An 11,911-nucleotide genomic window follows, 5' to 3' on the forward strand; every position below is an offset into this window, starting at 1 on the left:
CGGAACGGGCTGACAATTGCCGCTGCTGCAGCGAGGGCGCCGCCTGGTGGTGCCCGGCGGCGCGGTGCTGGGTCTGGCGCAGGACGACATCGTGGGACTGGTCGCGCCGGGCACGGCCCCCGCCGAGGCACCGCAGGCCAAGGTCACCGCGATACGGGGCGCGGATGCCGAACTGGAGTCACCCCTGGATCTGCCGAAGTCCCCAGAGTTCCTCGACTCCCCGGAGGCCGGCGTACCGGGCCTCCGTGCGATACCGGTGCGTACGGCGGTCCGGCGGTACCTGGCCTTCGACGGGGACGGGCCGTTGTCCCGCGCCCTGCGCTCCGCTCTCCCCGGTTCGGTCGGACTGGCGGTGGCGGGACCGGTCGCCCCGCCCTTTGCCACGGTCCGCACCTCGGAAGACACCGTGGTGGTGGTCGACCCTGCCGGTCTGGCCTTCCGCCCACCGGTCCCCGACGACCCCGACCGCTGCGGGCACCTGCTCGCCCTGTTGGAGGACCTGGCCCGCGGCGAACGCCTTCGCGCACTGCCCGGCGCCGGCGGCGCGGCGCACCTGGACGCCGACGTGGAGGCCGTGTTCGAGCGCCGACGCCATGGCGGACCGCCTCGGCCTCTGCGCTCCGGCGACCGGCTGTCGGACGGTGACGCGTACCACGTCCAGGTCGTCAACCATGCGCCGGAACGGCTCTTCGTGTGGCTGTTGGACGTCGGGCTGAGCGGGCGCACCGCACTGGTGACCGATGACGAGCCCAGCGGCTGTCTGCTGGCCCCGGCTCGCCGGGCACATCGGCCGGGACCCGGCGTCTGGAACTCCGGCTGGATCGACGTCTACTGGCCGTCGGACGTCCCGTACGAAGGTCCCCGTCCGGAAACCCTGACCCTCCTGATCGGCAACCGCGAGACAGACCTGTCCTCCCTGGCCTCTCCCGACGCCGGAGGACGCGCACGGCCGCGTTCCCTTCCGGCGGGCCTGGAGGCCGTCGCCACCGAAGTCCTCGGTGGCGTACGCGACTCCGTACGCCCGGGCGGCGGCTTCCGCTACACAGTGCTGCGCTGCGACACGGAGGTGGTGCCCCGCCATCCGGGCGGGTGAGCGCTGCTGCGCCGCTGTTCGGCCGAGGACCGCGAGGGCGTCGGTTCCGATGAGGATGCCCGGGGGAGGCCGGCGTAGCCGGTGGTGCGGGCGGCTGCCCACGCCTGCGGCGTGGAACGGCGCCGCACCCACCCCTTGAGTGTGGCCCGCTCCTCATCCGACAACGTCAACTCGGCCTTCGGCCGCCCCGTCCGTGCCATTCCGCAAGCCTGCACATCTGAACGGAATTCCTGACTCGGAAGACTAGGGATTCGGGGAGGCCGGCATGCCGATGAAGGCGGCGATCGCGGCGAGCGCGGCGAGGGCCCCGCACGCGAGCCATACCGAGTCGCCCATCAGGGCCCACGCGGCGACACCCGCCGCGGGTCCCACGGCGGAGCCCACCCCGAACATGGCCTGGGAGGCGCCGAGGTACCGGCTCCGGTTCTCGGGCGCCGCAGCCAGCGCAGGGTAGGCGGTCATGGTCGGGGAGCCGATGATCTCGCCGACCGACCACACCACCGTGGCGGCCACGAGCCCGGCGACGCCCCAGGGCAGCGCGTACGCGGCGAGGCCGCCGCCGACGGCGAGGATTCCGGTGACGGTGGCGATCCTGGCCGGCCACCGCTGCACCTTCCGGGTCACCACCAGCTCGCACAGGATGACGATCAGGCCGTTGACGGCGACGAGGACACCGTAGACGAAGATGTCGAGTCCGCGCTCCCGCACCGCGAGCGGGAGCGTCGACAGGTACTGGGTGTAGACCGCGGAGAAGCCGAGGATGGCGAGCAGGAACAACACGAAGCTCCGGTCGCCCAGCACCGCCCGGTAGCCGCCCGGGCCCGCCGCCTCCGCCTCGGGGGCCACCTTCGCCCCGGCCGGGCCGGTGGCGGCCGTGGGCCCGGGGCGGTCGCGCGGCAGGAGCCGGCCGCCGAGTACGGCGACGCCCAGGGCGGCGGCCGCCTCCGCCCAGAACAGCAGGGTGTACGAGTGGGCGACCAGGGCGGCGCCGATGAGGGGCGCCGCGGTGGTCCCGATGTTGGTGGCGAGGCGGTACATGGCGAAGACCATGACGCGGCGCTGCTCGCTGGTGAGACGGCTGACCAGCTCCGCCGAGGCGGGCCGGTAGACCTGGCTCGCCGCGCCGGTGCCGACCGCGAGCAGCAGCATCACCGGGTACGACGCGGCGTACAGGAAGGCCGCCGTGAGGGCCGCGTTGGCCGTCATCGAGGAGACGATCGAGGCCCGGACACCGATCCGCCCGACGAGCCAGCCGCCGAGGAGGATCCCCGCCACCGCGCCCGTTCCGTGCGCGGCGAGCGCGAACCCCGCCTGCACCTCGGGGTATCCGCCGGCGACCATGTAGAGCACGAGGAACACCTGGAGGAAGCCGCCGAGTCGGTTCACCATGATTCCGGCGATCACCGCCTTCACCGGCAGGGGTGCCTCGCGCCAGGTGAGTACGACGCCGGCCGCCTCGGCATCGTCGGCGCGGGTCGCCCCGTCCACGCTCATCGCGGGGCCGGGACCGGCTCGGCCGCTTCGAGGCGCACCGCGTCCTCGGCGGCGTCGAGCGTCGCCCGGCATTCCTCGGCGGTGACGGCGGAGGCCACGAGCATGGCGTACCGGCCGGTATGTGAGGCGGGCGGGAGTTCCAGGACGTGGCCGGGCTGTGCAACCACGCGGGCGATCCCGATGCCCGCGGGCAGCCGGTCGCGGTCGATGGTGACGCGGCCGACGACGGTCTCCACCTCGGGATAGAGGAAGCGTACGGCGGCGGCCCCGGAGCGCGCGGCGCCCTGTTCGGGGCGCTGTCCGAGCGCCAGGCGGGCGGCTGCCAGGCCCGCGTCCCAGCCCGTGGCCAGCAGTCCGAGGTACGAGATGAAGTCGCCGCCGCTGCGGGCGTTGACCTCGACCAGGGCGGGGCCGCGCGCGGTGAGGCGCCACTCCGAGTGCGTCCAGCCGCGGGTGATGCCGACGGCGGCGTGCACCGTGGTCAGGGCGCGCAGCAGCTCCGGGTCGGCCAGCAGCGGGTCGGAGGCGTCGACGCCGTGTCCCACTTCCTCGAAGTTGGGCGGCGGGCTCAGTTCCTTGCGGGCGACGAAGAGCGGGGTCACCTCGCCGTCCCAGATCAGGGCGTCGACGCTGATCTCCGGACCGTCCAGGTACTCCTCGATGAGCACGGGCTGTTCGAAACGCTCGCGCACCTCGACCATGGTCGTCCCCCGGATGGCGGGGAAGATTTCGGCCAGTTCCTCGGGGGTGCGGGCCATGCGCGTGCCCGTGCTGCCCACGAGCGCCCGGGGCTTGACCACGACCGGGTAGCCCGTCTCCGCGGCGGCCTCGTACGCCTCGGCGAGGGTGGACACCGGGGTGGAGCGGGCCTGCGGGCCGCCTGCCTCGGCCACCGCGAGGCGGGTGAGGTGCTTGTCGCGGCAGGTCAGTACGGCTTCCGGGGTCAGCCCCGGAAGCCCCAGGGCGCCGGCCACCTTGGCCGCCGGAAGGATGCGGGTCTCGTCCCAGCACAGGATCGCGTCCGGTGCCACGGGCAGGGCCGCCTCGATCATGCCGTCGGCGTCCAGGGTGTCGACGCGCGTGTGCCCGGTGATGAACGGCGCCTCCCAGCCGGCCTCGCGGTCGGAGAAGAGCCAGATCCGGTGGTCCCGTGCCACGGACTCCAGCAGGTGACCACGGGTTTCCTGGTCCATGGGGCTGATCAGGACCAGCAGCGGGGACGAGGACTGGGACGAGGGCTGGGACGGGGACGGGGAGGGCATGGCACGTGAACCTTTCGGCCGGGGCGTATCGGCTGGTCAGTCTGCTGACCAAGAAATGTGCACGCCAGGCCAGTTGACCGGCTCGCCACCGGACCAATCCCGATCCGGCTGTAAATTCGTGACGACCGCTACAAACAGTAAAATTTGGGGGGACAACATGACGTGGCACGTCATAGTGGAGGTGCGACGCGACACCCCGGAGCCACTCGGCTCCCAGATCGCCGACCAACTGCGCAGACAGGTGGAGCAGGGACGGCTGACGCCCCGCTCCAGGCTCCCGTCCAGCCGCCAGCTCGCCCAGGACCTGAAGGTGTCGCGCAGTGTCGTGGTGGAGGTGTACGAAAAGCTCACCGGAGAGGGCCTGCTGGAGTCGGTCCGCGGTTCCGGTACGCGGGTGGCGGCCCACGCCGACACCCGGATCAGGAAGCCCGTGGTGCTGGTCGACCGGGCGATCCCGCCGGTCCGGTTCAACCTGCTGCCGGGCACGCCCAATGCGGCCACCTTCCCGCATCGTGAATGGACGGCTTCCTACCAGCGGGCCGTGAGCACTGCCCGCTACCAAGGACTCGGCTATCCGCCGCTGCTCGGCGTCGAACAGCTGCGTACGGAGCTCGTCGCGTATCTCGGCCGGGTCCGCGGTGTGCTGGGGCATCCGGACAACACCATGGTGACGGGCGGGTTCGCGCACGGTCTGGGCCTGATCTGCGCAGCCCTGAGCGAGCTGGGCATCGACAGGCTGGCGGTCGAGGACCCCAGCCATGACCGCCAGCGCCAGTTCGTCGAGGAGAACGGGATCCGGACGCTGGCCGTGCCGGTGGGGCCGGAAGGGGTGGAGATCGAGCAGCTCTACGCCAGCCGGGTGCGGGCCGTCCTGGTCACGCCCTCGCACCAGTTCCCGCTCGGCGTGCCCATGTCGCCCAAGCGCCAGCAGGAGCTGGTGCGGTGGGCACGGGACACCGGCGGCTGGATCATCGAGGACGACTACGACGGCGGGCTGTGGCTGGAGCACCGCGGTCGCCACCTGGCGCTCCAGCCCGCCGATCCCGAGCGGGTCATCTACGCCGGCACGGCGAGCAAACTCCTCGCTCCCGGCCTGCGGTTGGGCTGGCTGGTGCTGCCGCCGGCGCTGACCTCGATGATGGAGACGATCCGGGTCAGGCGCGACCTGGGCGGCGACGGCCTGATGCAGCTGGCGTTCGCGGACTTCCTGCGCAGCGGCCTGCTCGACGGGCACCTGCGCAAGATGCGCACGCGCTACCGGGCCCAGCACGGCATGCTGACACAGGCCGTGGAGCAGTACCTGCCGGCCGCGACCCTGGTCGGCCCCGTCGCCGGGCTGCACGTCGTCGCCGCACTGCCGCCCGGCACCGACGAGGAGCGCCTCGTCGCCGAGGCGCTCCAGCGGTCCGTCCTGGTCAAGGGCAGCAGGGCGTACTACGACGATCCGGCGACGGCCCGGCCCGGGCTGGTACTGGGGTACACAGCCCTGGGCCGGTCGGGCATCTCCGAGGCGATCCGGCGCATCGGGGAGGTGTACGCGCAGCAGTCCGACGGGACGCGGCCGACGGACCCCGTCAGTTGAAGGGGGAGAGCGCCGGACGGGACCGGATCCAGGGGCTGAGGACGGTGCTCGGTCCGGAGCGGTGCTGCGGAAGCAGTGACCGGTCCGCGTCGAACAGCCTGTCCTGGTAGAAGCTGCGCAGGTACGGGGCTCCCGAGGTGCCGCCCGAGCCCGTGGCCTCCGTGGGCAGGTAGCGCAGAGCGACCCCGTAGTGGATCTTCCGCCAGGCGAACAGCTCCTGGTCGAGGCGGTGGGCCGCATCCAGCACCCGCCGCCCCGCCTTCTCCGCAGGCACCCACCGCAGCAGCTCCCGCAGTGGTTCGAAGTCCGGGTTCTGGTGCATCAGGAGGTAGGCGTTCTCCGTGGCTTCGGCGAGCGCCTCGGCCTTCTCCGGGTGGACCCCGAGCAGGTGGATGTGCAGCAGCTGGGTGGGGAACGCCTGGACGGCGCTCGCGTCGCCCGTCGCCTCCCGGAACCCCTGGAAGTGCTCCACGGGCATCGTCCTGCGCATGACAAGTAAGGCCTCGGTCTGGGCTGCGGCCAGGTCCGCCGCGCGCCCCAGGCACTCGGCGGCGTACTCCCACCGCCCGCCGCGCAGCCACTCGGCGGCGGACATCACTCGGGCGAGCACCCCCCATGTGGTGGCCTCGACGAGGTGGATCACCCGCAGGAAGGTGACCTCGTCGTGCTGCGTGGTCTGGGGCAGCACGGCCAGGTGCTCCAGGACGTTGGCGGGGCCGTGCGGCGTGAGCACGTAGTCCCGCCAGTGGCGGGGCGGTTCGGGCGCGGCGGGGCACAGCGCGGGCGCGCGGCCGGTGCTCAGGGAGACCAGCGACCCGAGCCGTGCGATGCGCTCCGTCAGCTGCCCGTCGGAGGGCAGGGCGTCCTGTGCCCATTTCTCCGTTCCGTCGACGGTGCGCTGTTCGTAGGCCCGCCAGCTCTCGGCGGTGGCGCGGATCGTCTGCCAGCAGGCCCGCTCGACGGCCCCGTCCGGGGCGTGGCTGCGGGTGCCGAGCACGTGGTTGAGGAGCCGTACGTTGCCGTAGGGCTGGTAGCGCTTGCCGCGCCGGTCCAGCGGTCCGCCGCCGCGCGAGGCGACCTCCTGGGGTGCCTCGCCCTCGGGGAGGGTCAGTTTCCACTCGGCCTGGAAGACGAGTTCGGCGAAGCGGAGCATCGTGTATTCGCTGCGGCTGAGCCGGTCCCGGTCGAGGGCGAGGAGAGCGACTGTGTCCTCGTATGCCTCGGCCATCCAGGCGCGCAACGCGGGGTCGAGTAGATCACGCCCCACGGCGCGGGCGTTGCCGACGTAGTCGGTCAGGTCGAAATCGAGTATGGCGCGCAGAGTGGCAGTGGTGCGCATCGTGCAGTTCCCCCCAAGATCGCTTGCGGCGCTCATGAGTTACGTGGTGCGGCGGGTCGGCGGGGCCGCGGGTCACTCGCAGAGGGCCGCTGCCGAACGCGGAACGGTCTCTCCGTGCATCGGGAGGCGGCCCAGGACCTCCAGGCGGCTCTCGGTCTCGGCCGCCAGTGCCCTCGCCGTGTCGGCGAAGTGGTCTTCCAGCTCGTCCCGGGTGAAGCCCGTCCGGCTCCCCTGCCCCCCGTGCGCGTGCGGTCCCCCGGCCGCATACGACGTCCCCTCGGCCCTCGTCACCATGGGCAGTGCCAGCCAGGCCTCGCCGAGCCGGTCGTTGACGAACGAGGCCGCGGCCCGCGCGGCGGCCATGTACCGCTGCGGGTACGGTCCGACGACGTCGGTCGCGCCGACCATCAGCAGCTCCGCGACCCGCCAACGCTCGAACTCGCCCTCAGTGAGCACGACTTCGGCGGGGAGGGCTTCGGCGGGGAGGGCTTCGAGCTGCCGGGCCAGCGACGCCAGTGCCCGGACATCCGCGGGCCGGTAGAAGTGGGTGGCCTGCAGGGTGCACCCCGCGGCGATGAACCGGGCCACGACGGCGCGCTGTTGCTCGGGGGTGCCCGAGAGGCGGACGTAGACGCCGCCGACGTACTGGCGCTGCCAGCGGGCCGTGGCCGCGTACACGTCCGGATGCCCGCCCGTGTGCCCACCCGCCTCCGGCTCGCCGACGCATATCAGGATGCGCCGCTGGTGCCGGCTGGGCAGGGGCTCCTGCGAGAGCTCCTCGCAGCCGGCGCCCGGGAAGCCGGTCGTGCCGGTCACAGTCTCACCTCCAGCACGTCTGGGACTGCTCCGGCGTCCTTGAGGAGATCGCGCAGCAGCCGTACGGCGCCGTCGAAGTCCTCGGCACCCAGGCCGGGCGCGTCGTACACGGTGAAGACCAGGTGCCGGGAGTTCTTGGTGACGCTGGTCCGGCGGTCGGGACCCTGGAGGACGGAGGCGACGATCGCGGCCCCGTCCCGGACGACGGGCTCGTCCTGGGCACAGGTGACGGTGGAGCGGAAACCGGCGAAGGTCTCGCCCTGCGCCGCCCAGTCGAAGTGCAGGTCGCCGTCGATGGCGTCGGCGTCCTGGACGCCCATCAGCACGCCGCTGGTCAGCTCGGCGTACAGCAGGGCATCGACGGCAGGCCCGATCACGGGCAGTCCTTTGCGGCGGGCCGTGGCGATCTGGCCGGGCAGCGGACAGGTCACGCCGTGGGCGTCGAACCACCGGGCGTAGACCTCGGCGGTCTTCGACGCACGCTCGAACACATCATCGGACTGCAATGCCAGTTCCTGGCGCCGCAGTTCGAGCAGGGTGCTGAGAGCCGCGGTATCCACCGCTGCCACGACGGCGGCGAAACGGGTCAGCTCGGCCGCTCCGGACGGCTTCTCGCCTGCGCTCAGTGCTGGGGCTTTCAAAGGGGTTCTCCGGTTCACTTGCCGGGCGCATCTCGCTGATCATTCCAACAGCCGGACGCGGCCCCCCCAAGTCCACCGGAGACTGTGCAGTCCAGGCCAGTCCCACTATGTGGACGGATGGCACCACGAGTCGACCGTCGACTGCCAGTGGCCGGCGTTCACGGCAGGACCGCCGGCCCCCGGGGCGACGGCTGGTCCGGGACGGTGGTCGTCTCCAGCAGGTTGCCGTGCCGCATGTGCCGGAGACGGGGTGCGCCGGTCGCCGCGGGCAGGCGGGCCTTGAGGGGCGGCGCGCAGGTGAGCGCTGCGGCGCAGGCGCCAGACCGGGACATCGCTGATGGAGGCGGCGGTGTCCGGCTCCCGGAGCCGGGTGGCTTCGGCAAGCAGCTCGACGGGCGGCCTCGGTTTGCTGGGCGTCGTGCTTTTTGGCATGCCAGTTGGCTGCTGTGGTGGCGGCGAAGAACGCCATGTCGGTGAGCATGGCGGTGGTGGCTCCGCCCTCGCCCCGGCCCAGTGCGGGCCCGCTGTGGACGAGGTCGTGTGCAGCCTGCCGGAGGGCTCCCCGTTGCGGCACATTCTCCCCAGATCCTCCCCAGGGCCCTGGAATAGCGGCACCACGACCTTCGCTGGCACGAAGTTGATCAGCGATTCCGATCTGTCGGCTACAGCCAGTCGCGCTTCTTGAAGATGACGTACAGGCTCACGCACACCGCTGCCATCAACAGGATTGCGAAGGGGTAGCCGGCCGCCCAGTGGAGCTCCGGCATCGTCTCGAAGTTCATGCCGTAGATCGTTCCCACCAACGTGGGTGCAAACAGGATGGCGGCCCAGGAGGATATCTTCTTGAAGTTGTCACCCTCATGCCGCTGACCTGCGGAAACCGGCCCGATAGGTCCTCTGACCTGCGACGATCCGCCTTTCGGGCCCTTTCGCTGTGCTACCCGTTGATGCGCCCGATCCTCCCCAGCCGCTCCCCAACAGGGCTTCGTTCTCCCCAGATTCTCCCCAGATGCAGCCCGTTCCCGTCGCGGCTGGGAGGGAGCTCCGGAGGGGCATGTGAGAGGGGCTGCGCACCGCGTCGGGTCGGCCGCTGCGTCGGGGTCGACCTTGCTCCGCTCGCGAAACCGATCCCCCGCGACTGCCTTGGGCAATCTGTTGGGATCGTCGATCACGAAAAGATGGCAGGACCACTCCCCGGGCCAAACAGCGTACAACCTGAACTCGTCGGCCACCGCCCGCTCGTACGTCGCGCGGTCGGTTCTGTGGGCGGCGCTGCCGTCGTTCGTGGGAGACAAGCGAGGCCATGTGCTGCATCGTCTGCACCTGCACCGTCACCTGCTGGTGAGGGACAGGTCACAAGGTGTCAGGCCATGGGCCAGTTCACGCCCCGCCCGGATAACATCCTGGTGGGGCGCCTTGATTCGACAAAGGGGGACAGTGGACCTTTCCGGCAGACTCGTCAAAGCCAAGAATCTCCTGATAGCGGGAGAAGCCGAATCAGAGGTCCCCGACGTCATCGGGTACCAGGACGTTTGGCACCAGTGGGAACGCGGCTACCGTGAGACGCTGGAGCATGCCATCGAAGACGGCGAGTGCGGCCCGGACAGCACCAGCATCATCGACTTCCCCAAGACGGATCTGACAGTACGGCCGGTAGCCCGATTCTCCACCCGAGACCGGCTTATCTACGACGCTCTTGTCTTCACCATCGCCGATCAGATCGACCGGCATCTTCACCCCGATGTCTCCAGCTACCGATGGGACCGCTTCAAGGGTGAGCCCAAGGGATGGTGGCCCAACTGGCAGTCCTACCGGGCGAAGTCGCTGCAAACTATCCGCTCCGACACTTCGCTCAGGGTTGCCTACCTCGACATCGCGGCTTTCTATGAGCACATCGACGTGGCTATCCTCGGTGACGATCTAGAGGCGCTCGGTGGCGACGGTCGGGCTGCCGGCCACATCACCGACTTTCTCACCCGGTTTCAGACCATCAACCACGCTTGGGGCCTGCCTCAAGGGCCGGACGCCTCTGGCATACTCGCCAATCTCTACCTCGCCCCTGTCGATTCCTACCTGGCCCAGAACAGCGCCCGGTTCCTGCGCTACTCCGACGACATCAAGGTCTTCCACCCCGACTGGAGCGAGCTGCGCGATCTATTCCTCGGCGTGAACAGTCAACTGCGCTCCAGAAGGCTCGCTATCTCGTCCAGTAAGACCGTCATCCTCGACCCCCAGGACGCCCGGGAACGTGAAACCGACATTCGGCATGACTCCCTCGCTGGTGCCATTAGATACGGTCGTCCGCGCGCTCGGGATAATATCGTGACCTACTTCGAGGAGATTTCCAAGGAGGGAAAGTTTAATGGTAACCAGGTCCGCTTCATCCTCGGTCAGCTCCGCTGGCTTAGAGACGATCGCGCGGTCGGCTGGTGTCTGGACAATCTCACTCGTCTCCCGCACGCCATCACGCACGTGTTCAAGTACCTTAACGCGGCTAAGTCTAGATCCCCGGAGGTCGAAAGCGCCCTGGTTCAGTTTCTGCACTCCAGCCACAGCGCCGCCCACCCTCTGATTGAGCAGCGTGTCCTGCGCTACTTCATCGCCATGGGCTTCAAGGATGAACGAGTGAAAGAAGCGGCGTGGGCTGTTCTAGGGGACCGTAACAGGGTCGACTATACCCGCGAGTTTGCCGCTCGCTATATCGGACAGAATGCATCTATTGCCGAGGGGCAGTTGCTGCGCCATCGATTCGAGGGGGAAACCAGCGCTGCCGTCCGGCGCGCCGTACTCGTCGCATTGTACGAGGCTGGCTACCTCTCCACCCGCTACCGCAATGAGATCACGGCCTCCATTCCCGGCATGGTATGGCTTTGCAACTTCCTTGCTACTGAACCTTACATAAGACCGCCCCGGATTGGACCCTATGTCTACTTCTGACACGCAGTTCGAGAGCGTCAAGACTGAGCTGAAGCGCATTCATGGCAACTGCCTCTACAGCGCCCAGGGTTACTTCGAGGCGGCTAAGAGTGCCGAAAAGTGGGGGCGGCTGATGGTGTTCATCCCTGCCTGTGTGACCGCTGTCTCCAGCTTCCTGGCCGCGGTCAAGGTCGGCCCCGGAGTGTTCTTCAGTGGGCTCGGCGCCGTTGCCGGAGCCATTGCCGCCACCGCAGCCTTCTTGGGCTCGCCGAAGAAGGCCGCTGATCACCTCGCGTCTGCTCGTGCCTACACCGCACTCAAGCACCGCGCAGACACCGAGATCAGCCTCATGACCGAAGCCTCCGACCTGGCTGTGCTCGAAGCCAGAACCCGAGAGCTGAGCGCAGACTATGTACGCATCACCTCCACCGACACCCCAATGGGGAATAGGTTCTACGACAAGGCGCGCCAGCGGATACAGCAAGGCTCGGCAGAGTAACAGCCGCCGAGCACACCGAAGGTCCCCATCTGGGAGGCTGGACCCCAACCGGCTCCCACGACACGGCGACGGTCTATGAAGCATCAACGGTCTGTCCCGTAATCGATCACAGCCCCGGCCGCCTTGATGCTCCGGCGATGACGGTAGCGCTTGCGGGGCATCGGTTCGGCCGTTGGCCGTGGCGGATCCGGCTCCGCCACGGGCGGAGTCAGGTAAGCCGGTGGTGGAGGGGGCCCGGCTCGCATCTCCTTCCGACTCTCTGCGGCGAC

General features: G+C 69.7%; 10 protein-coding genes and 1 pseudogene. 4 read left to right on the forward strand and 7 right to left on the reverse strand.

Annotated elements, in window-relative coordinates; genetic code table 11:
• Positions 1–16: 16 nt before the first annotated feature.
• Entirely contained in the window at positions 17–1,093 is a 1,077-nt protein-coding gene (locus ABTY04_RS15270; protein ID WP_352213849.1) for a hypothetical protein, read from the forward strand.
• A gap of 243 nt (positions 1,094–1,336) precedes the next feature.
• Here ABTY04_RS15270 and ABTY04_RS15275 read toward each other — a convergent pair whose 3' ends face one another.
• Positions 1,337–2,587 carry an MFS transporter gene (locus ABTY04_RS15275; RefSeq protein WP_352213850.1) on the reverse strand — a complete coding sequence of 417 codons (1,251 nt, stop codon included), beginning with the start codon at positions 2,585–2,587 and terminating at the stop codon, positions 1,337–1,339.
• Positions 2,584–3,849, reverse strand: a complete 1,266-nt coding sequence (locus tag ABTY04_RS15280) for an ATP-grasp domain-containing protein (protein WP_352213851.1) — start codon at positions 3,847–3,849, stop codon at positions 2,584–2,586. The genes ABTY04_RS15275 and ABTY04_RS15280 overlap by 4 nt, the downstream gene beginning before the upstream one ends.
• Before the next feature lie 157 nt (positions 3,850–4,006).
• Between ABTY04_RS15280 and pdxR the strand changes: the two genes are divergently transcribed.
• Positions 4,007–5,431, forward strand: coding sequence for a MocR-like pyridoxine biosynthesis transcription factor PdxR (pdxR, locus tag ABTY04_RS15285; protein ID WP_352213852.1), 1,425 nt, complete (start codon positions 4,007–4,009; stop codon positions 5,429–5,431).
• On the opposite strand, the gene ABTY04_RS15290 is transcribed toward pdxR, so the two are convergent.
• From ABTY04_RS15290 to ABTY04_RS15315, 5 genes and pseudogenes are all read right to left on the reverse strand, one after another.
• A complete protein-coding gene (locus ABTY04_RS15290; protein ID WP_352213853.1) occupies positions 5,424–6,770 on the reverse strand; it encodes a hypothetical protein in 1,347 nt (448 codons plus the stop codon). The two genes, pdxR and ABTY04_RS15290, sit on opposite strands and share 8 nt — an antisense overlap.
• A 72-nt stretch (positions 6,771–6,842) precedes the next feature.
• Complete coding sequence (locus ABTY04_RS15295) at positions 6,843–7,586, reverse strand: hypothetical protein (protein WP_352213854.1); 744 nt, start codon at positions 7,584–7,586, stop codon at positions 6,843–6,845.
• Entirely contained in the window at positions 7,583–8,227 is a 645-nt protein-coding gene (locus ABTY04_RS15300) for a phenylalanine--tRNA ligase beta subunit-related protein (RefSeq protein ID WP_352213855.1), read from the reverse strand. Before ABTY04_RS15300 ends, ABTY04_RS15295 begins: the two co-directional genes overlap by 4 nt.
• A 158-nt stretch (positions 8,228–8,385) precedes the next feature.
• Entirely contained in the window at positions 8,386–8,559 is a 174-nt protein-coding gene (locus tag ABTY04_RS15305; RefSeq protein WP_352213951.1) for a hypothetical protein, read from the reverse strand.
• A 330-nt stretch (positions 8,560–8,889) separates the two neighbouring features.
• Positions 8,890–9,075: pseudogene (locus tag ABTY04_RS15315) on the reverse strand (CorA family divalent cation transporter); the annotation flags it as partial.
• Positions 9,076–9,664: 589 nt separating this feature from the next.
• Here ABTY04_RS15315 and ABTY04_RS15320 point away from each other — a divergent pair.
• Both ABTY04_RS15320 and ABTY04_RS15325 read left to right on the forward strand, forming a co-directional pair.
• On the forward strand, positions 9,665–11,164 hold the full coding sequence (locus ABTY04_RS15320) for an RNA-directed DNA polymerase (RefSeq protein WP_352213856.1): 1,500 nt from the start codon (positions 9,665–9,667) through the stop codon (positions 11,162–11,164).
• Positions 11,151–11,642, forward strand: a complete 492-nt coding sequence (locus tag ABTY04_RS15325; protein WP_352213857.1) for an SLATT domain-containing protein — start codon at positions 11,151–11,153, stop codon at positions 11,640–11,642. Before ABTY04_RS15320 ends, ABTY04_RS15325 begins: the two co-directional genes overlap by 14 nt.
• The last annotated feature ends 269 nt before the right edge of the window (positions 11,643–11,911 follow it).

This window comes from Streptomyces sp. NPDC097981, assembly GCF_040302565.1.
In the GTDB taxonomy this organism is placed as follows: domain Bacteria; phylum Actinomycetota; class Actinomycetes; order Streptomycetales; family Streptomycetaceae; genus Streptomyces.

What these genes read in the sequence shown, in the direction of transcription:
- pdxR (WP_352213852.1), top strand. Translation starts at nt 4,007, where the DNA reads ATGACGTGGCACGTCATAGTGGAGGTGCGACGCGACACCCCGGAGCCA.
- ABTY04_RS15305 (WP_352213951.1), bottom strand. Translation starts at nt 8,559, where the DNA reads ATGTCCCGGTCTGGCGCCTGCGCCGCAGCGCTCACCTGCGCGCCGCCC.
- ABTY04_RS15280 (WP_352213851.1), bottom strand. Translation starts at nt 3,849, where the DNA reads ATGCCCTCCCCGTCCCCGTCCCAGCCCTCGTCCCAGTCCTCGTCCCCG.
- ABTY04_RS15275 (WP_352213850.1), bottom strand. Translation starts at nt 2,587, where the DNA reads ATGAGCGTGGACGGGGCGACCCGCGCCGACGATGCCGAGGCGGCCGGC.
- ABTY04_RS15325 (WP_352213857.1), top strand. Translation starts at nt 11,151, where the DNA reads ATGTCTACTTCTGACACGCAGTTCGAGAGCGTCAAGACTGAGCTGAAG.
- ABTY04_RS15290 (WP_352213853.1), bottom strand. Translation starts at nt 6,770, where the DNA reads ATGCGCACCACTGCCACTCTGCGCGCCATACTCGATTTCGACCTGACC.